This is a genomic window from Cellulosimicrobium sp. SL-1, assembly GCF_011033075.1.
GTDB classification, from domain to species: domain Bacteria; phylum Actinomycetota; class Actinomycetes; order Actinomycetales; family Cellulomonadaceae; genus Cellulosimicrobium; species Cellulosimicrobium funkei.
The window spans coordinates 69,283-94,051 of sequence record NZ_JAACJC010000007.1; the positions used below are offsets into that span (position 1 = coordinate 69,283).

The 24,769-nt window shown below is 74.5% G+C and carries 21 protein-coding genes; 11 read left to right on the forward strand and 10 right to left on the reverse strand.

Going from position 1 to position 24,769, the window contains the following annotated elements; translation table 11 throughout:
- Positions 1-48: 48 nt before the first annotated feature.
- Positions 49-1,146 carry a glutamate--cysteine ligase gene (locus GWJ10_RS12305; RefSeq protein WP_228485322.1) on the reverse strand — a complete coding sequence of 366 codons (1,098 nt, stop codon included), beginning with the start codon at positions 1,144-1,146 and terminating at the stop codon, positions 49-51.
- 378 nt (positions 1,147-1,524) lie between these two features.
- On the opposite strand from GWJ10_RS12305, the gene pflB reads away from it, so the two are divergent.
- The 7 genes from pflB to GWJ10_RS12340 all read left to right on the forward strand — a co-directional run bounded on the left by pflB (position 1,525) and on the right by GWJ10_RS12340 (position 9,361).
- Positions 1,525-3,840 carry a formate C-acetyltransferase gene (gene pflB / locus GWJ10_RS12310; protein ID WP_163187769.1) on the forward strand — a complete coding sequence of 772 codons (2,316 nt, stop codon included), beginning with the start codon at positions 1,525-1,527 and terminating at the stop codon, positions 3,838-3,840.
- A gap of 30 nt (positions 3,841-3,870) precedes the next feature.
- A complete protein-coding gene (pflA, locus tag GWJ10_RS12315; RefSeq protein WP_163187771.1) occupies positions 3,871-4,863 on the forward strand; it encodes a pyruvate formate-lyase-activating protein in 993 nt (330 codons plus the stop codon).
- A gap of 132 nt (positions 4,864-4,995) precedes the next feature.
- Positions 4,996-5,619: a GrpB family protein gene (locus tag GWJ10_RS12320; RefSeq protein ID WP_163187773.1), complete on the forward strand. Its 624-nt coding sequence runs from the start codon at positions 4,996-4,998 to the stop codon at positions 5,617-5,619.
- 60 nt (positions 5,620-5,679) lie between these two features.
- Positions 5,680-5,877 carry a CopG family transcriptional regulator gene (locus GWJ10_RS12325; protein WP_108047630.1) on the forward strand — a complete coding sequence of 66 codons (198 nt, stop codon included), beginning with the start codon at positions 5,680-5,682 and terminating at the stop codon, positions 5,875-5,877.
- 2 nt (positions 5,878-5,879) lie between these two features.
- Positions 5,880-6,266 (forward strand): type II toxin-antitoxin system death-on-curing family toxin, encoded by a 387-nt coding sequence (locus GWJ10_RS12330; RefSeq protein ID WP_061268196.1) that lies wholly within the window; start codon positions 5,880-5,882, stop codon positions 6,264-6,266.
- Entirely contained in the window at positions 6,263-8,545 is a 2,283-nt protein-coding gene (locus tag GWJ10_RS12335) for a DEAD/DEAH box helicase (protein ID WP_163187775.1), read from the forward strand. The genes GWJ10_RS12330 and GWJ10_RS12335 overlap by 4 nt, the downstream gene beginning before the upstream one ends.
- A 60-nt stretch (positions 8,546-8,605) precedes the next feature.
- Complete coding sequence (locus tag GWJ10_RS12340) at positions 8,606-9,361, forward strand: PIG-L deacetylase family protein (protein ID WP_163187777.1); 756 nt, start codon at positions 8,606-8,608, stop codon at positions 9,359-9,361.
- Positions 9,362-9,458: 97 nt separating this feature from the next.
- Here GWJ10_RS12340 and GWJ10_RS12345 read toward each other — a convergent pair whose 3' ends face one another.
- From GWJ10_RS12345 to GWJ10_RS12365, 5 genes are all read right to left on the reverse strand, one after another.
- Positions 9,459-11,621, reverse strand: a complete 2,163-nt coding sequence (locus tag GWJ10_RS12345; RefSeq protein ID WP_163187779.1) for a 3-hydroxyacyl-CoA dehydrogenase NAD-binding domain-containing protein — start codon at positions 11,619-11,621, stop codon at positions 9,459-9,461.
- 2 nt (positions 11,622-11,623) lie between these two features.
- Positions 11,624-12,919 carry a thiolase family protein gene (locus GWJ10_RS12350; protein WP_051028501.1) on the reverse strand — a complete coding sequence of 432 codons (1,296 nt, stop codon included), beginning with the start codon at positions 12,917-12,919 and terminating at the stop codon, positions 11,624-11,626.
- Between the two features lie 190 nt (positions 12,920-13,109).
- Entirely contained in the window at positions 13,110-14,153 is a 1,044-nt protein-coding gene (locus GWJ10_RS12355) for a peptidoglycan bridge formation glycyltransferase FemA/FemB family protein (protein WP_228485323.1), read from the reverse strand.
- Between the two features lie 21 nt (positions 14,154-14,174).
- A complete protein-coding gene (locus GWJ10_RS12360) occupies positions 14,175-15,449 on the reverse strand; it encodes a ribonuclease D (protein ID WP_163187781.1) in 1,275 nt (424 codons plus the stop codon).
- Complete coding sequence (locus GWJ10_RS12365; protein WP_034655857.1) at positions 15,446-16,066, reverse strand: DUF3000 domain-containing protein; 621 nt, start codon at positions 16,064-16,066, stop codon at positions 15,446-15,448. The genes GWJ10_RS12360 and GWJ10_RS12365 overlap by 4 nt, the downstream gene beginning before the upstream one ends.
- A 258-nt stretch (positions 16,067-16,324) precedes the next feature.
- On the opposite strand from GWJ10_RS12365, the gene gndA reads away from it, so the two are divergent.
- Positions 16,325-17,761 (forward strand): NADP-dependent phosphogluconate dehydrogenase, encoded by a 1,437-nt coding sequence (gene gndA, locus GWJ10_RS12370; RefSeq protein WP_061268192.1) that lies wholly within the window; start codon positions 16,325-16,327, stop codon positions 17,759-17,761.
- Between the two features lie 223 nt (positions 17,762-17,984).
- On the forward strand, positions 17,985-19,154 hold the full coding sequence (locus GWJ10_RS12375; RefSeq protein WP_061268191.1) for a DegT/DnrJ/EryC1/StrS family aminotransferase: 1,170 nt from the start codon (positions 17,985-17,987) through the stop codon (positions 19,152-19,154).
- Between the two features lie 102 nt (positions 19,155-19,256).
- On the opposite strand, the gene GWJ10_RS12380 is transcribed toward GWJ10_RS12375, so the two are convergent.
- Positions 19,257-20,489, reverse strand: coding sequence for an ATP-grasp domain-containing protein (locus tag GWJ10_RS12380; RefSeq protein ID WP_021482717.1), 1,233 nt, complete (start codon positions 20,487-20,489; stop codon positions 19,257-19,259).
- 100 nt (positions 20,490-20,589) lie between these two features.
- Here GWJ10_RS12380 and GWJ10_RS12385 point away from each other — a divergent pair, with 100 nt between their 5' ends.
- A complete protein-coding gene (locus tag GWJ10_RS12385; protein WP_074806127.1) occupies positions 20,590-21,330 on the forward strand; it encodes an amino acid racemase in 741 nt (246 codons plus the stop codon).
- Positions 21,331-21,391: 61 nt separating this feature from the next.
- Here the strand turns inward: GWJ10_RS12385 and GWJ10_RS12390 are convergent, their stop codons facing one another.
- Positions 21,392-21,877 (reverse strand): hypothetical protein, encoded by a 486-nt coding sequence (locus GWJ10_RS12390; protein ID WP_061268189.1) that lies wholly within the window; start codon positions 21,875-21,877, stop codon positions 21,392-21,394.
- A 5-nt stretch (positions 21,878-21,882) separates the two neighbouring features.
- Entirely contained in the window at positions 21,883-22,716 is an 834-nt protein-coding gene (locus tag GWJ10_RS12395; protein ID WP_163187783.1) for a dihydrofolate reductase family protein, read from the reverse strand.
- 160 nt (positions 22,717-22,876) lie between these two features.
- Between GWJ10_RS12395 and zapE the strand changes: the two genes are divergently transcribed.
- On the forward strand, positions 22,877-23,875 hold the full coding sequence (zapE, locus tag GWJ10_RS12400) for a cell division protein ZapE (RefSeq protein WP_240696618.1): 999 nt from the start codon (positions 22,877-22,879) through the stop codon (positions 23,873-23,875).
- Positions 23,876-23,878: 3 nt separating this feature from the next.
- Here zapE and GWJ10_RS12405 read toward each other — a convergent pair whose 3' ends face one another.
- Positions 23,879-24,766 (reverse strand): polyphosphate kinase 2 family protein, encoded by an 888-nt coding sequence (locus GWJ10_RS12405; RefSeq protein WP_163187785.1) that lies wholly within the window; start codon positions 24,764-24,766, stop codon positions 23,879-23,881.
- Between the last annotated feature and the right edge of the window lie 3 nt (positions 24,767-24,769).

A 24,769-nucleotide genomic window follows, 5' to 3' on the forward strand; every position in this document is an offset into this window, starting at 1 on the left:
ACACGAGGACGGCCCGCGGCGCAGGTGCGCCGCGGGCCGTCGCGTCGGTCAGGAGTGGGTGACCTCGACCGCGTGCTCGACGACGGCGCGCAGGTCGCCGCCGGACGCCGCGTGCCACGCGCGCTGCCGGGCGGCACCGTTGCCCCCGGACCACAGGCGCCCGAGCAGCTCGGTCACCGCGTCCAGGTCTCCGGCGTCGACGAGCGCGTCGCGCACGTGCGCGACGAGCTGGCCCACGACGTCGTGCGCGGGGGCCGGGCGCCAGGTGAGGGGCGAGACGAGGTCCTCCTCGAGGCCCGAGCGGCCGGCGCGCCAGGACGCGGTGCGCAGGATCTCGGGCCGCAGCTCGGGCGCGGGCGCGCCGTCGGCGGACTCGCGGGCCGCCGTCTCGACGAGACCGCGGGCGAGCGCCGCGAGCAGCGTCGCGGTGTCCGGGTCGAGGCACACGTCCGCGACGCGGATCTCGACCGTGGGGTAGCGCGACGACAGGCGGGCGTCGAAGTAGACCATGTTCTCGTCGAGGATCGTGCCGGTCGCGACGAGGCCGTCGACCGCCGCGCGGTACGCCTCGGGCGAGCCGAACGCGCGCGTCGGGCCCGAGGTGGGCCAGCGCGACCAGACCTGCGACCGGAAGCTCGCGTACCCGCTGTCCTGGCCCTGCCAGAAGGGCGAGTTCGTGCTCAGCGCGAGGAGCGTCGCGAGCCACGGCCCGATGCGGTCGAGCACCGCGACGCCCTCGGTGTCGTCCGCGACGGCGACGTGCACGTGGCAGCCGCTCGTGAGCTGCTCGCGCGCGGTGAGGCCGAACGCGGCGCGCGCCTCGAGGTAGCGCAGGCGCGACACGGTCGTGCCCTCGAACGGCAGGGGAGACGTCGAGAGCGCGGCGACCCGTGCCCCGACGCGGTCCGCGGCCTCCTGGGCGCGACGCCGGCCCTCGCGGATCTCGGTCGCGAGCTCGTCGATCTCGCGGCGCGGGTGCGTCGCGGTCTCGAGCTGCTCCTCCATGAACTCCGACTCCAGCGAGCCGGTGCCTCCGCCCTTGTCGTCGGTGCCGGAGGCCTCGAGGGCCTCGGCCGCGCGGGCGACGGGCTGCCCGTCGTCGCCGACGAGCAGGAACTCTTCCTCGACCCCTACGGTGCGTTTCACCCGGGCAGTCTCACACGGATGCGCGCGGCACGTCCGGCGAGCGTGTGACGCGCGCCCGTGTCGTGCGTCACGACGGCGGCGCGGGGTCCCCAGGGGGAGGGCCCGAGGGCTTGTGAAGGTCATCACAAGACCTCCTCGGCAGGGGTGTTACGGGGACGAGAAACCGCGGAATCCTGCCGTTCCTGCCGGGTCCCGCCCGCCTCGGGACCTAGGTCCCCAGGCGGTCCCGAACGCCTCCGCGGCGGCCTCCGGGAACCTAGCCTGGAGGTGGCGAAGGAGCCCGTCGGAACCTCGGCCGAGGGCCCCACCCGGGACCTCGCGAGGCCGGCGGGTCCGGCCGGCGCGCGGACCCGCGCGTCAGGCACGAGGGAGGTCCAGATGACCAGCGTTTCCGAGGCAACCGGCACGACGAGCGGCGGCCGCGCGACGGGGGCGGGCGCCGTCGACCCGCAGCGCGACACCGCGCACGTCCCTGCGTGGGAGGGCTTCACCGACGGCCCGTGGCGCGACACGGTCGACGTGCGCGACTTCATCCAGCGCAACTACCGCCCGTACACGGGCGACGCGTCGTTCCTCGCCGGCCCCACGGAACGCACGACGGGCATCTGGAGCACGCTGTCCGCCATGTTCCCGGAGGAGCGGGAGATGGGGATCTACGACGTGGACACCCGCACGCCCGCCGGCATCACGGCGCACGCGCCGGGCTACATCGACAAGGCGCACGAGGTGATCGTCGGTCTGCAGACCGACGCCCCGCTCAAGCGCGCGATCATGCCGAACGGCGGCTGGCGCATGGTCGAGGGCGCGCTGGAGACGTACGGCTACGAGGTCGACGAGACCCTGCGGAAGGTCTTCACCGAGTACCGCAAGACGCACAACCAGGGCGTGTTCGACGTCTACCCGCCGAACGTGCGCGCGGCCCGCAGCTCGCACATCATCACGGGCCTGCCCGACGCCTACGGCCGCGGCCGGATCATCGGCGACTACCGCCGCGTCGCGCTCTACGGCGTCGACGCGCTGATCGCCGCGAAGAAGCTCGACAAGCTCGGTCTCGACACGCAGCCCTTCAGCGAGAAGGTCGTGCGCGAGCGCGAGGAGCACGCGGAGCAGATCCGCGCGCTGGGCGAGCTCAAGGAGATGGCGGCCTCGTACGGCTACGACATCTCCGGCCCGGCGACGACGGCCCGCGAGGCCGTGCAGTGGCTCTACTTCGCCTACCTCGCCGCGGTGAAGGAGCAGAACGGCGCCGCGATGTCGCTCGGCCGCACGTCGACGTTCCTCGACGTGTTCATCGACCGCGACCTCGAGGCCGGCCGCATCACGGAGTCCGAGGCGCAGGAGATCATCGACGACTTCGTCATCAAGCTCCGCATCGTGCGGTTCCTGCGCACACCCGAGTACGACGCCCTGTTCTCCGGCGACCCGACGTGGGTCACCGAGACGATCGGCGGCATGGGCGAGGACGGGCGCCCGCTCGTCACGAAGAACTCGTTCCGGTTCCTCCAGACGCTCTACAACCTCGGCCCGGCCCCGGAGCCGAACATGACCGTCTTCTGGAGCCCGGAGCTGCCGCAGGGCTTCAAGGACTACTGCGCGCAGGTCTCGATCGACACCTCGGCCGTGCAGTACGAGTCGGACGAGCTCATCCGCCAGCACTGGGGCGACGACGCGGCGATCGCGTGCTGCGTGTCCCCGATGCGGGTCGGCAAGCAGATGCAGTTCTTCGGCGCTCGCGTGAACCTCGCCAAGACGCTGCTCTACGCGATCAACGGCGGCCGCGACGAGATCTCCGGCAAGCAGGTCTCGCCCGTGGCGGCGCCCGTCGAGGGCGACGTGCTCGACTTCGACGACGTCATGGCGAAGTTCGACTCGACGATGGACTGGCTGGCCGCGACGTACGTCGAGGCGCTCAACTGCATCCACTGGTCGCACGACAAGTACGCGTACGAGCGCATCGAGATGGCGCTGCACGACAAGGACGTGCTGCGGACCATGGCGTGCGGCATCGCGGGCCTGTCCGTCGCGGCGGACTCGCTGTCGGCGATCAAGCACGCGAAGGTCTCCGTCGTCCGCGACGAGCGCGGCCTCGTCGTCGACTACGTCACCGAGGGCGAGTACCCGACGTTCGGCAACGACGACGACCGGGCCGACGCGATCGCCGTCGACCTCGTCGAGCGGTTCATGGCGAAGGTCCGCACGCACCCGACGTACCGTGACGCGGTGCCCACGCAGTCGGTCCTGACGATCACGTCGAACGTCGTGTACGGGAAGGCGACGGGCAACACGCCGGACGGCCGCCGCGCCGGCGAGCCGTTCGCCCCGGGTGCCAACCCGATGAACGGGCGCGACACGCACGGCATGCTCGCCTCGGCGCTGTCGGTGGCCAAGCTGCCGTACGACGAGGCGCAGGACGGCATCTCGCTGACCAACACGGTCGTGCCGAGCGGCCTCGGGCGCACCAAGGAGGAGCAGGTCACCAACCTCGCCGGCCTCCTGGACGCCTACATCGGGTCCGAGGGGTACCACATGAACGTCAACGTGCTGAACCGCGAGACGCTCCTGGACGCCATGGACCACCCGGAGAACTACCCGCAGCTGACGATCCGCGTGTCCGGGTACGCGGTGAACTTCGTCCGCCTCACGCGCGAGCAGCAGCTGGACGTGCTCTCGCGCACCTTCCACGGCGCGCTCTGACGAGCCCTGACGAGCCCTGAGGAGCCAGCCATGACCGTCACCCTTCCCGGCCCCGCCGTCCGCCCGTCGCGCGGGTGCGGCGTCGCCGGGGGCACCCTGCCCGACGACGCCACGCGCCTCGACGTCCCGGGCGTCCCGACCTCCGCGGCCGAGCCCGCGGCGTCGGGCACGCCCGTGGGCCACGCGCGCCGGGCCGGCGCGGGCCTGGACGGGCTGACGGTCGCGGACGTGGACCGGGCCGACAAGCTCGCGGCGATGCGCGCGGGCGAGCTCGGCTCGGTCCACTCCTGGGAGCTCGTCACCGCCGTGGACGGGCCGGGGACCCGGCTCACCGTGTTCCTCAACGGGTGCCCGCTGCGGTGCCTGTACTGCCACAACCCCGACACGTTCGCGATGAAGGACGGCAGGCCCGTCACGGCGGACGAGCTGCTCGGGCGCGTCCGGCGCTACCTGCCCGTGTTCCGGGCGACGCACGGGGGGCTCACGCTCTCGGGCGGTGAGGTGCTCATGCAGCCCGCGTTCGCGGCGCGCGTCCTGCGCGGCGCGAAGGCGATGGGCGTCCACACCGCGCTCGACACGTCGGGCTTCCTCGGGGCGAACGCGACCGACGCGATGCTCGACGACACGGACCTCGTGCTGCTCGACGTGAAGTCCGGCGACCCGGAGACCTACACGAAGGTCACGAGCCGCGACCTCGAGCCGACCCTGCGGTTCGGGCGGCGGGTCGCCGAGCGCGGGCTGACCGGCCACGCGCCCGAGGTGTGGGTGCGCTTCGTCCTCGTCCCGGGCCTCACCGACGACCCGGACAACGTCGAGAAGGTCGCCGGCTACGCGGCCTCGCTCAACGCGATCCGCCCCGGCACGGTGACGCGCGTCGAGGTGCTGCCCTTCCACCAGATGGGCCGCGACAAGTGGGACGCGCTCGGGCGCACCTACGAGCTCGACGACACGCCTGCGCCGTCGGCCGAGCTCACCGAGCGCGTGCGCGGCCAGTTCCGCGCCCACGGCCTGACGACGTACTGACCCGACCCGCCGACGAGCGCCCGCTCGCCGAGACGTGAGAAGTGGCCCCGGACCGCCGTGCTCCAGGGGCCACTTCTCCCGTCTCGGCGGGTGTGCGCTCCCCGGGGCGGGGTCAGGTCGTAGGGTGCGCGGGTGCCTGCAGCGACCGTCGACGCCCACGACCCCCGATGGACCGACGCCGGGAGGCGGTGGACGGAACGCGTCGCCGCCGCGCTCGCCGACCTCGCGAGCCCCGACGGCACGAGCCCGGTCGTGGTCGAGCACATCGGGTCGACGGCGGTCCCCGGGCTCGCGGCGAAGCCGATCATCGACCTCCAGGTGCGCGTCGCGCCGCTGCCCTCCGAGGCGGAGCTCGACGCCGCGCTCGGGCCGCTCGGGTTCTCGATCGAGCGCGGCGCGCGCCCGGACTCGCCCGGCGTGTACCGGGACGTCCCGCGTCCGGGCGCCGACCCCGCCCCCGAGCTCTACGCCAAGCGACTGCTCACCCGCCCCGGCGACGAGGACGAGCCGCCCGTGATCCTGCACGTCCGGCGCCTCGACTCGCCGTTCGCGGCGTACGTCGTCGCGTTCCGCGACTGGCTGCGCGCCGTCCCCGCCGAGGCCGCGGCGTACGAGGCGACGAAGCGCGACCTCGCCGCGCGCCACGCGGTCGCCGACGACTACGACGACTACACGCGCGACAAGACGGCGTTCCTCGACGCGGCGCAGTCACGGATGGAGCGCTGGCTCGCCGAGCGCGCGAACGGTCCTGCCTGATCCCTGCACGGTGCCGCCCGAGCACTGATACCGTGGTGGTACCAAACGAGAGGAGCTCACGTGGCTATGACCTTGCGGCTCGACGACGACGCGCAGGCGGCGCTGGAGCGTATCGCCCGCCGCGAGGGCGTCTCCGCGAACACAGCCGTCGCACGCGCCGTCGTGGAGTACGACGCGAAGCGGCGCGAGATGCGTGACCGGCTGCTCGCCGACATCGTGGCGGAGGACCAGGAGCTGCTCGACCGGCTCGCGCAGTAGCCGTGGTCGTGTACCTCGACGAGGACGACCTCGTCGCCGCCGCCACGGCGTTCCTCGGGCACCCGCCCGCCGTCCGCGACTTCGGGCTCCTGTCGTCCGCACTGGCGCGTCCGGCCGCGTCGATGTACGGCGTCGAGGCCTACCCCGCCCTCGACGAGAAGGCAGCGGCGCTGCTTCTCTCCGTCACGAAGAACCACGCGCTGATCGACGGGAACAAGCGACTGGGCTGGGTCGCAGTCAGACTCTTCTACGCGCTCAACGGGGTGCGGCTCGTCATGCCGCAGGACACCGCGTACGCCCTCGTCGTCGGTGTCGCAGCCGGCGAGATCGACGACGTCGAGACCGTGGCGCGGAGGCTCGCGGAGCACGTCGTGCGCCGCGAGTCGTGACCGCCGCGAGCGGCGCGCTGCCCGACGTCGCCACCGCTCGGGCGGTCGTCGCGGACGCGGACGCCCTCGCCGCGCTGCTCGCGACCCTCTCCGCCGCGCCCGGGACGGCCCGCGAGCAGGTGCGCGCCGCGTTCGGCGACAGCCGCGAGGAGAAGGTCCTGGCGCGCCTCGACACCGTCGACGTCGCGTCGCTGCGCGACGTCACGCGCGAGCGCCTGCGGCTCGGGGCGCTCGCGGACGCGGGCGTGCGGACGGTCGGCGAGGTCGCGCGGCTCGGGCGCGACGGGCTGGAGAAGCTCCCCGAGATCGGCCCGCAGACGGCGACGCACCTGCTCGCCGCCGCCGAGCAGGTGGCGCGCGCCGTGCGCGAGAGCCTGCGCTTCCGGATCGACCTCACGCCGACGGACCCGGTCGCGACCGCGCTCGTCCAGGCGCTGCACACGCTCGACCAGGCCGACGCCGCCGTCGCGCGCTACGGCGACCAGGTGCGGGCCGCGCTCGCGGAGCACGAGCGCGTGCGCGCCGACGCGCTGGTCGCCGCGAGCGGGGCGCGCCGCCTGCTCGCGTGGGGCGAGCGGCGGCGTCGGGCCTCCGCGGCGGTCACGGTGCTCGCCGCGGTCGTCGAGCGAGCTCATGCGACGGGGCTCGCCGAGGAGGCGCGGCGCGTCGTCGGGCTGCTCGCCGAGCCCGCGCGCCCGTACGACGTCTGGGAGGACTTCCGGCGGCGGTCCGCGGCGTACTACGCGCTGCTCGACGGCGTCGCCCCCACGGGCCGCGACGTCGCCGCCGCGGCCGGGCACCTGCCCACCGAGCTCGTGGACCGCGTGCAGACGCAGGCGCTCGACGAGTCGCTGCTGACCGTCTCGCTGCGCGGGTACCAGGCGTTCGGGGCCCGCTTCGCGCTCGCCCAGCGCCGCGTCGTCCTGGGCGACGAGATGGGCCTGGGCAAGACGGTGCAGGCCGTCGCCGTCGTCGCGCACCTGGTCGCCGGCGGCGCGACCCACGCGCTCGTCGTGTGCCCGGCGAGCGTGCTGGAGAACTGGGTGCGCGAGCTGCGCGCGCACGCGAGCCTCCCGGTGCACGCCGTCCACGGCGAGGACCGGGAGGAGGCGGCCGCGGCGTGGCGCGCTGCGGGCGGCGTCGCCGTCGTGACCTTCGCGGGCCTGCGGCGCACGGGGACCGAGGCGTTCGCCGCGGCGGCGCCGGCGGTGCTCGTCGTGGACGAGGCGCACTACGTGAAGAACCCGCTCGCGAAGCGGTCCGTGGCCGTCGCGGCCCTCGCGCGGACGACCGAGCACGTGCTCCTGCTCACCGGCACACCCATGGAGAACCGGGTCGAGGAGTTCCGCACCCTGCTGGGCTACCTCCAGCCCGAGCTCGCGGCACGGCTGGACGCCGCGCACGGCGCCGCCGGCCCCGACGCGTTCCGGCACGCCGTCGCGCCCGCCTATCTGCGCCGCAACGCCGAGGACGTGCTCGAGGAGCTGCCCGAGCTCGTGCAGGTCGACGAGTGGGAGCGGCTCGGCACGGTCGACGGCGCCGCGTACCGGGAGGCGGTCGCGGCGGGGTCGTTCATGTCCATGCGGCGGGCGGCGTTCGCCGTCGAGCACCCCGAGGACTCGGCGAAGCTGCGCCGGCTCGTCGAGATCGCGCGCGAGGCGGCCGAGAACGGGCGCAAGGTCGTGGTGTTCTCGTATTTCCGGGACGTCGTGGACGTGGTCGTGCGCGCGCTCGACGACCTCGCCCTCCCGCCCCTCACCGGCTCCGTGCCCGCCCGCACGCGCCAGACGATCGTCGACGACTTCACCGCGGCCGAGGACCCGCGCGTGCTCGTCAGCCAGATCGACGTCGGGGGAGTGGGTCTCAACCTCCAGGCGGCGTCCGTCGTGGTCCTGTGCGAGCCGCAGACCAAGCCGACGACCGAGGCGCAGGCCGTCGCGCGCGCCCACCGCATGGGGCAGGTCGAGACCGTCCAGGTGCACCGCCTGCTCACCGTCGACAGCGTCGACGAGCACCTCGTGCGCCTTCTCGGCACCAAGGCCCGGCTGTTCGACGCCTATGCGCGCCGCAGCGCGCTCGCCGAGGAGGTCGCGGGCGCGGTCGACGTGTCCGAGGCGTCGCTCGCGCGCGCGGTGGTCGACGCCGAGCGCGCCCGCCTGTTCGTCGACCCGGCCGTGACGTCGGTCGAGGACGCGCCCGCCGAGGACGCGCCCGCCGACGGGTTCCCTCCCGCCGCGGCGCTCGGTCACGCGACCGAGGACGCGCCCGCCGAGCACTGACGGGACCCGGGCCTGCGCCGTCGTCGCGCTCGGCGCCGGGACGCGGCATAGCGTGGCGCCATGACCGAGACCGACACCGTGCCCCCGCTCACCCCGCTGCGAGAGGACTGGTCGACGGCGCTCGCGGTCGTCGCGCACCCCGACGACATGGAGTTCGGCGCGGCCGCCGCCGTCGCGCGGTGGACCGCGCAGGGCAAGCGGGTCGTGTACTGCATGGTCACGAGCGGCGAGGCGGGGATCGACGGCATGGACCCGGACGAGGCGCGCCGCGTGCGGGAGGCGGAGGAGGTCGAGTCGGCACGGATCGTCGGCGTCGACGAGGTCGAGTTCCTCGGGCTGCCCGACGGCGTCCTCGAGTACGGCCTGCCGCTGCGGCGCGCGATCGCGGGGGCGATCCGGCGCCACCGGCCCGACGTCGTGATCACCGGGAACTACCGCGAGACGTTCCCGGGCGGGATGCTCAACCAGGCGGACCACGTCGCGACGGGGCGGGCCGTCGTGGACGCCGTGCGCGACGCGGGGAACCGGTGGGTGTTCCGCGAGCAGGTCGAGTCGGACGGGACCGAGCCGTGGGGCGGCGTGCGCCAGGTGTGGGTCGCCGCGTCGCCCGACGCCCGGCACGGCGTGGACGTCAGCGCGACCTTCGACGCGGGCGTGGCGTCCCTGCGCGCGCACGCCGCCTACCTCGACGGCCTCGGCTGGGAGGACTTCGACCCGGCGGCGTTCCTCGCGTCGATGAGCGCCCCGACGGGCGAGCGGATGGGCGTGGAGCACGCCGTGGCGTTCGAGCTCCTGCTCATGAACGGAGAGGACTGACTCACCCCCTCCGACGGCCGCCGAGCAGGCGGTCGTGGCTCGTCCTGTACTCGGGACGGGCCACAACCACCTGCTCGGCGGAGGAGGAGGGGTTTGGTCAGACGCGCGATGTCGCCGGGACGTTCGCGACGCCGTCGGGCAGGAAGCGGCGGCCCAGGACCTTCTCGCTGTAGCCCGTGCGGTCGAGGTACGGCGTGATGCCGCCCAGGTGGAAGCCCCACCCCGCGCCGAGGATCATGCACAGGTCGATCTGCGACGGGCTCGCGACCACGCCTTCGTCGAGCATGAGCCCGATCTCCTGCGTGAGCGCCGTGAGCACGGAGTCGAGGACGCCGGCCTCGTCCAGCGCCCCGTCGCCGCCCGCCTCGCCCGTGCCGAAGACCCGCTGGATCGCGGGGTCGACGGGCTTGGGCAGGCCCTTCGGCGCGTCGAGGACGACGGGGATCTGCTCGTCCACGATGCGCTGCAGGCCGGGGGACTCGGGGAACCGGTCGCCCAGGTCCTCGCGCAGCGACGTGAGGACGTGCAGGCCGACGGCCGGGCCGACGAGGTCGAACAGCGCGAACGGCGGCATCGGCAGGCCGAGCGGCGCGACGGCGCGGTCCGCGACCTCGACCGACGTGCCGTTCTCGACCGCCTCGACGATCTTGCCCATGAGCAGGATGAGCAGGCGGTTGACGACGAACCCGGGGCGGTCGGCCACGAGCACGGCCGTCTTGCGGAGCTTCTTCGTCATGGCGAACGCCGTCGCGAGGGCGGCGTCGTCGGTCTTCGCCGCCTGGATGATCTCGACGAGCGGCATCTGGGCGACGGGGTTGAAGAAGTGCATCCCGACGACGCGCTCGGGGTGCTGCAGGTCGGCCGCCATCTCGGTGATCGACAGCGCGGACGTGTTGGTGAGCAGCACGGCCTCGGGCGACAGGACGCCCTCGAGCTCGGCGAAGACCTTCTTCTTGAGCCCGAGGATCTCCGTGACCGCCTCGATCACGACGTCGCAGCCCGCGAAGTCGCCGAGCTCGGTCGTGCCGTGCACGGAGCCGACGATGCGCGCGCCGGTGTCCGCGGACATGCGGCCCGAGCGTACGAGCTTCTCGACGGTGGAGCGGACGTAGCCGAGGCCCTTGTCGACGCGCTCCTGGTCGAGGTCGCGCATGACGACCGGCACCTGGAGGCGCTGCGCGAACAGCAGCGCGATCTGCGCGGCCATGAGCCCAGCGCCCACGATCCCCACGCGGGTGACGGGGCGGGCGAGCTTCGCGTCCGGCGCGCCCTGGGGCCGCTTGCCCTTCGAGACGAGCTGGAACGCGTAGACGCTCGCGCGCATCTCGTCGCTCATGATGAGGTCCGCGAGGGCTTCGTCCTCGGCGGCGAACGCCTCCTCGCGCGACGCGGTGCGGGCGGCGGCCACGAGGTCGAGCGCGCGGTACGGGGCGGGGCGCGAGCCCGCGACCACGGCGTCGAGGCGCTGACGCGTCCCGGCGACGACGGCGTCCCACACGGGCTGCGGGTCGAGCTCGCGCCGCTCGACGACGATCTCGCCGCGCAGCACGGCCTCGGCCCAGCGCAGCGACGACTCGAGGAAGTCGGGCGCCTCGAAGAGCGCGTCGACGAGCCCGATCTCGTACGCCTCCTTCGCCTTGAACGGCTTGTTCACGGCCGGGCGGGCGAGGATGACGTCCATCGCCTTCTCGACGCCGAGCAGGCGCGGCACGAGGTAGGCGCCGCCCCAGCCGGGGACCAGGCCCAGGCCGACCTCGGGCAGTGCGAGCGCGCCGGCGTCGGACGCGACGGTGCGGTACGTGCAGTTCAGCGCGACCTCGAGGCCGCCGCCGAGCGCGACGCCGTTGACGAACGCGAACGTCGGCACGCCCATGTCCTGGAGCAGCGTGTACGCGGCGTGGCCGGCGCGCCCGAGGGCGAGCGCGTCGTCGCGCACCTGGACGGCCGCGGCCTGCGTGAGGTCCGCGCCGGCGGCGAGGAAGTACGGCTTGCCCGTGATCGCGACGGCGACGATCTCGCCGTCCGCGGCCCGGCGCCGCAGCGTCTCGAGGGCCGCGTGCAGCTCCGCGAGGCCCTCGGGGCCGAGCGTCGTCGGCTTGGTGTGGTCGAGCCCGTTGTCGAGCGTGACGAGGGCGAGCGTGCCCGTCCCGCCGGGGAGCGCGACGTCGCGCACGAGCGAGTGCGTGACGCGCTCCCCGCGCGCGGCGTCCTTCGTCGCGTCCGCGGAGGTGGTGGGCGTGGTGTCGGTCGGTGCGCTCATCGTCAGTTCTCCGCGGTCTCGAAGGTGTGGCCGGAGTAGTCGGCGTGGTGCGGGTTCTCCCAGATGACGGTCCCGCCCATGCCGAGGCCGACGCACATGGTCGTCAGGCCGTAGCGCACCTCGGGGTGCTGCTCGAACTGGCGCGCGAGCTGCGTCATGAGGCGCACGCCCGACGACGCGAGCGGGTGGCCCATGGCGATGGCGCCGCCGTACTGGTTGACGCGCTCGTCGTCGTCCGCGATGCCGAAGTGGTCGAGGAACGCGAGCACCTGGACCGCGAACGCCTCGTTGATCTCGAACAGGCCGATATCGTCGATCGTCAGGCCCGCGGACGCGAGCGCGCGCTCGGTCGCGGGGACCGGCCCGATGCCCATGACCTCCGGGTCGACGCCCGCGTACGCGTACGCGACGAGGCGCATGCGCGCCGGGAGCCCGAGCTCGTCGGCGACGTCGCCCGCGGCGAGCAGGCACGCCGTCGCGCCGTCGGTCAGCGGCGAGGCGTTGCCCGCGGTGACCTTCCCGCCGGGGCGGAACGGGGTCTTGAGGTCGCGGATCGAGTCGACCGTGGTGCCGGGGCGGGGGAGCTCGTCGGCCGTGGCCAGACCCCACCCGAGCTCGGTCGACCGGGTCGCCACCGGCACGAGGTCGGGGGAGATGTCGCCGTTCGCGAGGGCCTTGGCGTACTTGGCCTGGCTCGCGACGGCGTACGCGTCGGCACGCTCCTTGGTGAGGTGCGGGTACCGGTCGTGCAGGTTCTCGGCCGTCGCGCCCATGACGAGCGCGGAGGAGTCGACGAGGCGCTCGGCGACGAACCGCGGGTTCGGGTCCGACCCCTCGCCCATGGGGTGGTGGCCCATGTGCTCGACGCCGCCCGCGACGACGACGTCCTGCGCGCCCACGGCGACGTTCGCCGCGGTGGTCGTGACCGCGGTCATCGCGCCCGCGCACATGCGGTCGATCGCGAAGCCGGGCACCGACTTGGGCAGCCCGGCCAGCACGGCGACGCTGCGGCCGAGGGTGAGGCCCTGGTCGCCGGTCTGCGTCGTCGCGGCGAGCGCGAGCTCGTCGATCCGCTCCACGGGCAGCTCGGGGCGGCGGCGCAGCAGCTCGCGGACCGTCTTCACGGCGAGGTCGTCCGCGCGGGTCTCGGCGTAGATCCCGTCGGGGCGTGCCTTGCCGAACGGGCTGCGGACGCCCTCGACGAAGACGACGTCGCGCACGGGGCGTCGGCGCGAGCGCTGGGTAGCCGCCTGGGTGGGTGCCGAGGTGGGAGAGGGGGCCTCGTTGGCCACGGTCATGGCATCTCCATCCGATGCAGATGGTCGGGACGGCGGTGTCCGGAGCGGCACCGCTCGGGGGTCGTACGTGCGATACACGCTACCGCGGGTATCGGGAAAGCACGAGACCGATGCTACGACATGAAGAGACCCGGTATCGCATCGCGCGATACCGGGTCTCTTCGGGGTTCGGGGCGCTCGGGAGCCCGCGTCAGCGGCTCCCGCGGAGCTTGCGCACGACCTTCTTCGCGGTCGGCAGGCCCTTGTTCCACGCGGAGTACCACATCGAGAACGGCACGTCGACGCTGTGCACGAGCTCGTCGTCGTGCTGGGCGAAGCTGCGCTTGAACTCGCTGATCCCGTCGTTGAGCAGACCGTTCATGTCGTACCGGACCAGGCCGGCCTGCTGCGCGAGCGTGATCGCGTGCCACTTCACCGGCGCGTTCGCGCGCAGCTTGCGACCCGCGTCGTTGATGCCGCCGTAGAGCTCGAACGACGTCGTCGCCGACGACACGCACCACACGAACGACACCGGGGCGCCCTCGGAGAACGCGGCGACGAGCACCGAGTGCTCGCCGAGCTCGCGGTGGATCGCGAGGTAGTACTCGTCGTCGTGCAGCGCGAAGCCCGCTCGCTCGGCGGTCTCGTGGTAGACGTCGAGCACCTGGCGCACCTCGGCCTCGTCCGTCACGCGCCGCACCTCGAGGCCGGTGCGCGCCGCCTTGCGGATGTCGTACCGCGTCGACTTGCCCATGGCCTTCGTCAGCTCGTCCTCGGACTTCGTGAGATCGAGGATCAGCGTCACCGGGTAGAGGATCGGGTTCGCCGCGGGGCGGGCGTCGGGCAGCGCGAGGTGCGTCCCGACCGGCCAGTCGGGCTCGATCGTGACCCCCACGCCGCCCACCGTCGTCTTGCACCACGCGACGACCGCACGGGTCACGGCGTCGCGCGTCGCGTCGTCGCCCACGCCCGGGCCGGCGCCCCAGCCGTCTCCCGCCGGCGCGATCACGGGCCCACGGGGCACGTGGCACAGCGCCTTGAACTGCGCCGGGAGGGACCGCACGAGAACCTGCGCCAGGCCGCGGACGCGGCCGTCGCCGTCCACCGCCTCCACGCGGTGCGGGGTCCAGGCGCCCGTGGCCTTGACCTCGCCCCAGCCCCACAGCTGCAGGGGGTGGCCGCCGAGCTCGTTCACCCGGGCGTCCCAGGAGGCTCGGTCGGTGACTGTCCGGATCGTCAGGTTCGCGTCGTGCACGCGGACGACCCTACCCTCCCGCTACCGCTCGCCGGAGCGCTCGAACGCGTCCGCGAGCGGCTCCGCGACGAGCCCCACCTGCCACTCGCGCGCCCCGCGTCCGCGCAGGAACGCGGCGATCCCCGCCGCGTCGGCGGGCTCCGGCGGCGTCCAGCACAGGCGCCGCAGGGCGTCGGGCTGGAGCACGTTCTCGACGGGCAGCGCGTACCGCTCGGCGAGCTCCTGCACGACGCCGCGCGCCGCGTCGAGCCGTGCCGCGGCGCCCGGGTCGCGGTCCGCCCACGCGCGCGGCGGGGGCGGGGCGTCCGTGCGCGGCCCGCGCGTGGTCGGCAGCGCGCTCGCGGGCAGCGCGAGCGCCGCGTCGACGGCCCGCTGCCAGTACGCCGCGCGACGGCGCGTGCCCTTGCCCGCGAACGGCGGCAGCTCCACGAGCTGGCCGGCCGTGCGCGGCAGCGCCTCCGCCGCGGCGACGATCGCGCGGTCGGGCAGGACGCGCCCGGGAGCGATGTCCCGCGCCCGGGCGGTCGCGTCGCGGGCCTCCCACAGGCTGCGGACCACGGCCAGCCGCCGCGGGTCGCGCAGCGTGTGCGTGCCGGACGTCCGGCGCCACGGCTCGGGCCGCGGGGCGGGCGGTCCCGCGGTGCGCACGGCCTCGAACTCCTGCGCCGCCCAGTCCGCCTTGCCCGCCTCGTCGAGCCGCTCCCCGAGCGCGCGGCGCAGCGGGACGAGCACCTCGACGTCGAGCGCCGCGTACCGCAGCCAGTCCTCGGGCAGGGGCCGCGTCGACCAGTCCACCGCCGAGTGCTCCTTGGCGAGGCCGAGCCCGAGGACCTCGGCGACCACCGCCGCGAGGCCGACGCGCTCCATCCCCAGCAGGCGGGCGGCGAGCTCGGTGTCGAACACGCGGGCCGGGACGATCCCGTGCTCCGCGAGCCCGGGCAGGTCCTGGGACGCCGCGTGCAGGACCCATTCGGCGTCCCCGACCGCCTCGCGCAGCGGCGACAGGTCGGGCACGGCGACGGGGTCGACGAGCGCGGTGCCCGCGCCCTCGCGGCGCACCTGCACGAGGTAGGTGCGCTGGCCGTACCGGTAGCCGGACGCGCGCTCGGCGTCGGCGGCCACGGGGCCGCTCGCGGCGGCGAACGCCTCGACGACGCGCGCGAACGCGGCGGGCGTGTCGACGACGGGGCCGACGCCGTCGGACGGCTCCGTCAGCGGGGTGACGACGGTCGGGGCGCGCTCCGCCCCGGGTGCGGGGTCGAGCGGAGGGGGAGCGGGTGCTGCGGTCGAGCTCATGAGCCCACGGTATTGCGTCGCGCGGGGGGTCGAGCACCGAGGGGGGTCACGCCCTCGGGCAGCGGCGGCAGCCCGGCGGCGGTGCACAGGAGCTGCGCCCACGCGGCGAGGTGGTCCCCGAGGTCGGCCGTGCCCGGGCCCGGCGCGACGGGCGTCCACGACGCGCGCATCTCGAGCTCGACGTCGTTGTGCTTGCCGGCCAGCGCCCCGAAGCTCTGGGACAGCACGCGCGTGACCGTGCCGCCCTCCGCGCGCACGACGGCGCCCGTGTCGTGCAGGGCGTCCTCGAGCCACGTCCACGCGACCTCGGCGAGCACGTCCTCCGCCGCCATCTCCGGCTCCAAAGTCGCGCGCACGAGCGTGACGACGCGGAACCGGCCCTCCCACGCCTCCTGGCCCGCCGGGTCGTAGAGGACGATGAAGCGCCCCGACGCGAGCTCGGGGTCGTCGGAGCGTGCCGCCTCGACCTCGCCCGTGAGCGCGACCGACCACGGCGCGATCCGGCGCGGGGCGGGGACTTCGCGCAGCGTCACCTCGGGCCGCAGCCGGCGCGCGCCCAGGGCGTCGAGGACGGCACGGAACTCCGGGGGAGCGTCGGTCCCGTGAGGGGTGGTCACCCCGGCACAGTACGAGCGCGAGGGGCGGGACGGACGCACGCCGCGCGGGTGTCATCGAATCGTGATCCCGACTTCGTCACGATCCCTGCGGGTGACCGGATCGTGGCACCCCCGGGGCTCGACGGCGCCCGAGGACTAGGCTGGCAGCGTATCCATCCCCGGTGCACCCGGCCGCGCGCCCGCGCCCGGCCCGGTTCCGCGCCCTCCCGCGCGCAGCCGTCGTGCGCCGGGACCGACCCTCGAGGAGCAGGGAAGCAGATGTCAGCACGCGCACAGATCGGTGTGACCGGACTCGCCGTCATGGGTCGCAACCTGGCCCGCAACTTCGCCCGGCACGGCTACACGGTCGCGGTGCACAACCGCTCGTACGCCAAGACCGAGTCCCTGATCGCCGAGGCGGGCACCGAGGGCGACTTCGTGCCGTCGGAGTCCATGGCGGACTTCGTGGCCTCGCTCGAGCGCCCGCGCAAGGTCGTCATCATGGTCAAGGCGGGCGCGGCGACCGACGCCGTCATCGACGAGCTCGTGCCGCTGCTGGAGGAGGGCGACATCGTCGTCGACGCCGGCAACGCGCACTTCCCCGACACGATCCGCCGGGAGAAGGCCCTCGCGGCGTTGGGCCTGCACTTCGTCGGCACGGGCGTCTCGGGCGGCGAGGAGGGCGCGCTCAACGGCCCGTCGATCATGCCGGGCGGCACGCGCGAGTCGTACCAGAGCCTCGGCCCGATCCTCGAGGACATCTCGGCGAAGGTCGACGGCGTGCCGTGCTGCACCTACGTCGGGCCCGACGGCGCCGGCCACTTCGTCAAGATGGTGCACAACGGCATCGAGTACGCCGACATGCAGCTCATCGCCGAGGCGTACGACCTGCTCAAGCAGGGGCTCGGCGCGTCCGCGCAGGAGATCGGCGAGATCTTCGCGCAGTGGAACACGGGCGACCTCGAGTCGTTCCTCATCGAGATCACCGCGGACGTGCTCCAGCACGTCGACGCGGAGACCGGCAAGGCGTTCGTCGACGTCGTTCTCGACCAGGCGGAGCAGAAGGGCACCGGCCGCTGGACGGTGCAGAACGGCCTCGACCTCGGCGTGCCGATCACGGGCATCGCCGAGGCGACGTTCGCGCGCGCGCTGTCCGGCTCGGTCCCGCAGCGCGAGGCCGGTCGCGCCGCGCTGCCCGCCGACGCCGCGGCGTGGGACGTGCAGGACCGCGACGCGTTCGTCGAGGACGTGCGCCTCGCGCTCTACGCGTCGAAGGTCGTCGCGTACTCCCAGGGCTTCGACCAGATCGCGGCCGCGTCGGCCGAGTACGGCTGGGACATCGACCGCGGCGCGATGGCCCGCATCTGGCGCGGCGGCTGCATCATCCGCGCGCGCTTCCTCAACCGCATCACCGAGGCGTACGAGCGCGACGCGCAGCTCCCGCTGCTCCTCGCCGACGAGTACTTCACCGGCGCGGTCGGCAACGGCCTCGCGGCGTGGCGTCGCGTGGTGGCGCAGGCCGCCCTCAACGGCGTGCCGACGCCCGCGTTCTCGTCGTCGCTCGCCTACTACGACGGCGTGCGGGCCGAGCGCCTGCCCGCCGCGCTCATCCAGGCGCAGCGCGACTTCTTCGGCGCGCACACCTACCGCCGCGTCGACAAGCCGGGCGTCTTCCACACCGAGTGGTCGGGCGACCGCACCGAGTCCGACGCCTGACGTTTCTCTCCGACGTCCCGACGGCGGTCGTCGCGCTCCGGCGCGGCGGCCGCCGTCGCGCGTCCCGGGCCCGTACCTCGTGTCGCCCGCACGTCCGGTCGCGCGCGGTCGGTCCCCGCGCGTGACGAGCGGCTCGGCGCGGCCGGCCCGCCGACGTGGCAGGCTAGGCGCGCGGGCCGCTGCGTCGGCCCCGACCCCCTGACGCCGGACGACACGGAGAACGATGAGCCGCCACCCGCAGGACGCGACCGCGACGAGGATGCTCGCCGACCGGACGGGCACCGACCCGGCCGACTGGTTCCTCGTCTTCAAGGCCCGCTACGGGATGGAGGTCGTGTTCCGCGCGCTCGCCGAGGCCCGGGGCCCGGGCGACGTGGTCACGCAGGTGTTCACGTGCTCGACGGCGGTCGACCCGGTGCTCGTGGCCGGGCTGCGGCCGGTCTACGCCGAGGTGTCCCCGGCGACGGTCGCGATCGACCCCGACCGGCTCGCCGTCGGCCCGGGCACGCGGGCGGTCGTGCTGCAGAACACGTTCGGCATCGTCGACGAGGCGGCGGCGCGGCGCCTGCGCGACGCCGCGCGGTCCGTCGGGGCGCTGCTCGTCGAGGACAGCGCGCACTGCGTGGGGCGCCTCGCGCGCGACGCCGACGGCACGCCCGTCGCCGACGTCTCGTTCCACTCGTTCGGCGTCGAGAAGCTGCTGCCCACGCGGTTCGGCGGGGCGGTGTGGGTGAGCCCCGCGCTCGACCCGGCGCTGCGCGCCGCGACGGTGGCGGCGCTCGACGCGCTCCCCGTCGTCGGGCCGCGGCTCGACCTCGCCGCGCGCAGCTTCCGCACCCAGGTGCGCGTGCTCAACCGCCTCCCCGGCGCGGCGGCGGGCAAGGTGCGTGGGGCGCTCACGGCCGTCGGTGCGTACGAGCCGGCGATCGCTCCCGTGGAGAACCGGGGCGGCCTCGCGCACCCGCCGCAGCGCCCGTCCGCGTGGGTCGTGGACCGCATGGTCGACGCGCTGCGGTCCAGCGGCGACACCGAGGCGCGCCGCGCCGACACGGTCGCGGAGTACGTGCGGGGGCTGTCGGGCGTCGTCGAGGTCCCGGCGGGGATCGGGGAGCGCGCGCCGCTCGTGCGGTTCCCGTTCTTCGCGCCCGACGCCGCGACCGCCGACCGCCTGGTCGCCGAGCTCACGGCCGCCGGGTTCTACGTCGGCAAGTGGTACCGGCCGGCGCTGTTCCCCGGTCCGGACGACCCCGCGGTCTACGGGTACACCCCGGGCGACCCCGCGCTCGCGACGACGGAGGACCTCGTCGCGCGCGTCGTCAACCTGCCGACCACGGTCGGGGTCGCGACGGCGCGCCGCCTCGTCGAGGCCGTCCGGTCCGCCCTGGGCGCCTGAGCCCCACGACCAGGCGGTCCGTGCCGGCCGACCAGGTGATCCCGGCGCGTCCGCGACACCGGACGGGCCAGGACCACCCGGTCGGCCCCGCGCCTCCCGCGGTTACGCCGACGGGCGCGAGCGCGCGAACTTCACGTAGTCGAGCGTGTGGCGCAGGTCCACGCGCCACACGTCGAGGCGGCGGCGCAGGCTGCGGTCGGGCGCGTACCGCAGGGTGTGCCACACGCCGTGCTTGCGGGCCTTCTTCACGCGGTGGCGCAGCGACACCGGGACGAGCGCCCGGACGACGGGGTAGGGCACGTTGACCCACAGGCGCGCGTCCGACGTGACCTGCTCGGGCAGCTCGCGCCCGTACACGAGGTCCTCGACGTAGCAGCGCGCGAGGTTGCCGCCGGCGGCCATCGTGTAGAAGCTCGCCGCGCCCTGGCGCAGGTTGACCTCGAGGATCTTGCTCGTGCCGGTGCGGCGGTCGTACATGACGTCCAGGTTCGCGGCGCCGACGTAGCCGAGGCTGTCGAGCAGGTGCCGGACGGACTCCGTGAGCCGGTCGTCCTTCATCGTCACGACGGCGTTGTAGTTCCCGACGAGCTTCGGGTCGTACTCGCCGAGCACGATCTGGGCCGCGGACAGGAACCGCAGGCGGCCGTGGCGGTCGGAGTACGTGTTGACCACGCGCATGACCGACTCGTCGCCCGCGAGGTACTCCTGGACGATGAGGTCGTCCGTGTAGCCGGCGGCGTAGATGCGGCGGCCGACGTCGCGCAGCTCGGCCGCGTCCTGGACGAGGTATACCTTCTTCTTGCCCTCGAACCGCAGGCGCGGGTAGGTGTCGGTGTCGGCCGGCTTGAGGATGAGCGGGTACGGGAAGGGCAGGTCCTCGCCGAAGCCGGGGGCGTCGACGTCGGCCGCCGTGGCGACCACCGTCTCCGGGTGCGGCACGCCGAGCTCCGCGCACGTGCGCGCGAAGTCCGTCTTGTTCATGAGGCGCGCGGCCAGGTCCTCGCCGACGAGCGGGATGACGTAGAGGTCCTCGAGCTCGGCCCGGTGGGCGACGACGACGTTCGTGTAGAACTCGATGTTCGCGATGAGCAGGCGCTTGCGGCCCGGGAACTCCTCGGCGAGCTCGCGCAGGACGGCGACGATGCGCTCCGGGTCGTCGAAGTCGCGGTAGGTGCGCACGTCGACGATGCGGGAGTCCGCCGTCTCGCGCAGGGGGAAGCGGCCCAGGGCCAGCGTGCGGACGCCGTACGCCTCGTGCAACGACCTCGCGATGTTGTAGGTGTTGAGGTTGGTCCCCAGGACGATGGGGAGGAACTCGGCGTTGCCGTACGTCATCGCGGAGGGTCGTCCGTTTCTCTGTCGGGTCGGCGGGCGTCCGCCATCCTACGGTCCGCGCCGCCCGCTCCCCGGGACGCGGGCGCCGTAGGATCCACGGGTGACGTCGCGACCGGACCAGGACCACGCCCAGCCCCTCGTCGGAGTGCTCGGAGGTGTCGGGCCGCTCGCCACGGCCTACTTCCTCCAGCTCCTCGTCGCGCTCACGGAGGCCGAGCGCGACCAGGACCACGTCGACGCCGTCGTGCTCAACCACGCGACGATCCCCGACCGCACGGACTTCATCCTCGGGCGGTCGGACGCGGACCCGGGCCCGGTGCTCGCGCGGGACGCGGAGCGGCTCGAGCGCTTCGGCGCGGACTTCCTCGTCATGCCGTGCAACACCGCGCACTACTTCACGCAGCAGGTGCTCGACGCGATCAGCGTCCCGTTCGTGTCCATCATCGACACGACGGTCGACGCGGCGCGGGCGCGGGTCGACGACCTGCGCGCGGTGGGCCTGCTCGCGACGGCGGGGACCGCGGCGTCGGGCGTGTACCAGGACGCGTTCGCACGCCACGGGGTCGAGGCGCTCGTGCCCGACGACGCCGACCAGGCGCTCGTCTCGCAGATCATCTACGAGCAGGTGAAGGCGGGGCGGCCGGTCGACATCGAGACGTTCCGCGCCGTCGCGGGCCGGCTCGTCGAGCGCGGGGCCCAGGTGATCGTGCTGGGCTGCACGGAGCTGTCCGTGGTCGCCGTCGACCACGACCTGCTCGCCGACCCGCTCTACCTGGACTCGACCGACCAGCTCGCCCGCGCGACGATCCGCCGCGCCGGGCACCGCGTCCGCGGGGCGTGACCCCGCGGGTCCGCCGACCGCCGGACCGGCCGGCGCGCTCGTCGGCCGGACGCGCGCAGGGTCAGCCCAGCTCGCTCGTGCCCGAGTAGAGGTGCAGCACGGGGACGTGCAGCTCCTCGCGCGCGCGGGAGGCCCAGTCGGTGTGGAACGTGTCCTCGACCGCGTGCGGGTACGTCACGACGACGATCTCGCGCGCCCCGCCCGACGCGACGGCCGTGCGCAGCGCCGGCAGCGGGTCGTCGTCGACGACGACGCCGTCCGCCTCGCGGCCCGCCGCGCGGAGCTCGGCCACGCTGCGCTCGAGCTGCTCGCTCGCCTCCGCCTTCGCCGTCGTGGGCGAGGGCTCGCGGCCCAGCACCTCGTCCCACGCCTCCTTGAGCTCGCCCACGCTGAGGTGGTCGATGATCCCCGAGATGACGTTGCGCTCCGTGTCCGCCGGGACCAGCACCCGGTAGGCGAGCTGCTCGTCCTCGTGCAGCGACAGGATGTGCTGCACGTCGGCCGGGTTGAGCGTGTCTTCGGTCAGGACGAGGATCGTGTCGGTCACGCGGGTCAGCCTAGCGGGAGGAGCCAGCGCGCGGCGGTCGTACCGGCGGGCGACTCGGGCCGGTCCTCGGGGGCGTGCAGCAGGTGGGCGAGGCGTGCCCCGCGGGGGAGGGCCGTGGTCGTCCCCCGAGCCGGGGCGCCGCCCACGATCCGTCCCGGTCCGGGCCCCACGAGCGTCGGGGTGGTCGTCACGCACAGCTCGTCGACGAGGTCCGCGGCGAGGAGGTCCGCCAGCAGCGACGGGCCGCCCTCGGTGAGCACGCGCGTGAGGCCCCGCCCGGCGAGCGCGGCCAGCCCCGTGGCGAGGTCGAGCGCGTCGTCCGCCGCGTCCTGCCCGACGACGAGCACCCGGTCCGCGGGCACGTCGCCCCGGGCGGTGGCGGCCCCGGCCGGGCCGGTCAGCACGAACGGCGGGCGGTCCGTCCCGGCGAGCGCCGGGGGCACGCGGCCGCTGCGGCTGACGACGGCGAGCTCGAGCGGGGCGTCGCGCAGGTGCCGCAGCCCGCGCGGCCGGCCGAGCGGGGTGTAGCCCTCGGCGCGCGCCGTGCCCGCCCCGACGAGCACCACGTCCGCCAGCGCCCGCAGGACGCGGAACACGCGCCAGTCCGCGTCGTCGTTGATCGACCCCGAGCGCTCGTCGGGGCCCCACGCCGCCCCGTCGACGCTCGCGACCATGTTCGCGCGCACGACGCTCGCCCCGCGCACCGGGGGCCCGTAGGCGTAGAGCGCGGCGAGCCGGTCCTCGCGCGGGTCGGGCGGGAGGTGCTCCGGGGCGGGCAGGAGCACGTCGAGCACGGGGAGGTCGGTGCGCCCGCCGGGCGGGGTGGTGGTCGAGGTCACAGCGGCCAGGCTAGCCGCAGGCGTAGGCTGGATCCTCGTGACTGCGCCCGCCTCCGGTGGTCCCTCGGCCCCGGCAGCCCTCCCCGGCACCGCCCGCGCGTCGGCCTCCTCGCCGACCCCCGGCGGGCCCGTCCGCGCCCTCGCCGACGTCCGGCCCTCCGTGCCTCCCGCCCGGCTCCTCGCCGACCTCGTGCCGCCGCGGCACTTCGCCGACGCGCGGTTCTCGACGTACCGCGCCAACGCCGCCTACCCCAGCCAGGCGCGCACCGTCGCGCGGCTCGAGGAGGTCGCGGCCGCCGTCGTGAAGCCCGCGCGCAAGGGGCTGTTCGGCGCCCGGAAGCAGACGGCGCCCGCGGTGTACATGGACGGCGGGTTCGGGGTCGGCAAGACGCACCTGCTCACGTCCCTCGCGCACGCGGTGGGCCTCGACGTCAGCGCGTACGGCACGTTCGTCGAGTACACGAACCTCGTGGGCGCGCTCGGGTTCCGGGCGACGGTGGACGCGCTCGCCACGAAGAAGCTCGTGTGCATCGACGAGTTCGAGCTCGACGACCCGGGCGACACCGTCCTCATGTCCCGGCTCCTGCGCGAGCTCGCGGACCGCGGCGTGGCGCTGGCCGCGACGTCGAACACGCTCCCCGAGGCGCTCGGCGAGGGCCGCTTCGCCGCCGAGGACTTCCTGCGCGAGATCCAGGCGCTCGCGGCCCGGTTCGAGGTGCTGCGCGTCGACGGCGAGGACTACCGGCACCGCGCGGTCGTCACGGACTCCGCGCCGCTGCCCGAGGCCGACGTGCGGGCGGCCGTCACCGGCCGGCCCGGCGCGACCCTCGACGTGTTCGACGACCTGCTCGCGCACCTGTCGCAGGTCCACCCCAGCCGGTACCGGGCGCTGCTCGACGGCGTCGAGGTCGTCGCGCTCACGGGCGTGCATCCCGTCACCGAGCAGTCCGCGGCGCTGCGCCTCGTCGTGCTCGTCGACCGCCTCTACGACCGCGACGTGCCCGTGCTCCTCGCCGGGACCGGCGCGTACACGGGGGAGCGGAGCCTGTTCACCGAGGAGATGCTGCGCGGCGGGTATCGCAAGAAGTACTACCGCGCGCTGTCGCGGCTCGGCGCGCTCGCGGAGGACGGCCGCACGGTCGCGCGCGGCGCGGCCTGAGCGTCACGTCGCGGCGAGGCGCGCCTTCTCGACCGCGACGTCGAAGTCGGCCGGGGGCCACCCGAGGTCGAGGCCGCGCAGCGCGTCGAGCAGGAGCTCGCTCACCGCGAGGCGCGCGAACCACTTCCGGTCGGCCGGGACCACGTGCCACGGCGCGACGTCGGTGCTCGTCCGGTCGAGGACGGCCTGGTACGCCTCCTGGTACGCAGGCCACTTCTGGCGCGAGTCGACGTCGTTCGGGTTGTACTTCCAGAACTTGTCCGGGCGCTCGAGCCGCTCCATGAGCCGCGCGCGCTGCTCCTCGTAGGAGACGAGCAGAGCGACCTTGACGATCGTCGTCCCCGCCGCGGCGACCTCGGCCTCGAAGCGGTTGATCTCGTCGTAGCGCGCCTCCCAGACCTCGGGCGGCACGAGCGCGTCGACGCGCGCGACGAGCACGTCCTCGTAGTGCGACCGGTCGAAGACGCCGATGTACCCGGGCTCGGGCAGCGCGCGGCGGATCCGCCACAGGTAGTCGTGCCGCCGCTCCTCGGGCGTGGGCACCCCGAACGACCGGTGCGCGACGCCCTGCGGGTCGACGAGCCCCACGACGTGCCGCACGATCCCGCCCTTGCCCGCGGTGTCCATGCCCTGCAGCACGAGGAGCACCGACCGGGACCCGCCCGAGCGGCCCTCGGCGAACAGCCGCTCCTGCAGCTCGGACAGCTCGTCCGCGTGCTGCGCGACGAGGGCCTTCCCGGCGGCCTTGTCGCCCGTGAACCCCGGAGTCGACGCGCGGTCGAACGCCGCGAGGTCGAAGCCCTCCGGCACCCGGAGCGCCTGCTCCGGCGGGACCTCCCAGGCGCCCTCCGCGCCGCCGCCGTGCGTGGCCTTCGTCTTCGTCGTCGCCATGGG

Coding starts and splice junctions, on each gene's coding strand:
- pflB (WP_163187769.1), top strand. CDS start 1,525: ATGACCAGCGTTTCCGAGGCAACCGGCACGACGAGCGGCGGCCGCGCG.
- pflA (WP_163187771.1), top strand. CDS start 3,871: ATGACCGTCACCCTTCCCGGCCCCGCCGTCCGCCCGTCGCGCGGGTGC.
- GWJ10_RS12340 (WP_163187777.1), top strand. CDS start 8,606: ATGACCGAGACCGACACCGTGCCCCCGCTCACCCCGCTGCGAGAGGAC.
- GWJ10_RS12345 (WP_163187779.1), bottom strand. CDS start 11,621: ATGAGCGCACCGACCGACACCACGCCCACCACCTCCGCGGACGCGACG.
- GWJ10_RS12350 (WP_051028501.1), bottom strand. CDS start 12,919: ATGACCGTGGCCAACGAGGCCCCCTCTCCCACCTCGGCACCCACCCAG.
- GWJ10_RS12360 (WP_163187781.1), bottom strand. CDS start 15,449: ATGAGCTCGACCGCAGCACCCGCTCCCCCTCCGCTCGACCCCGCACCC.
- gndA (WP_061268192.1), top strand. CDS start 16,325: ATGTCAGCACGCGCACAGATCGGTGTGACCGGACTCGCCGTCATGGGT.
- GWJ10_RS12375 (WP_061268191.1), top strand. CDS start 17,985: ATGAGCCGCCACCCGCAGGACGCGACCGCGACGAGGATGCTCGCCGAC.
- GWJ10_RS12380 (WP_021482717.1), bottom strand. CDS start 20,489: ATGACGTACGGCAACGCCGAGTTCCTCCCCATCGTCCTGGGGACCAAC.
- GWJ10_RS12405 (WP_163187785.1), bottom strand. CDS start 24,766: ATGGCGACGACGAAGACGAAGGCCACGCACGGCGGCGGCGCGGAGGGC.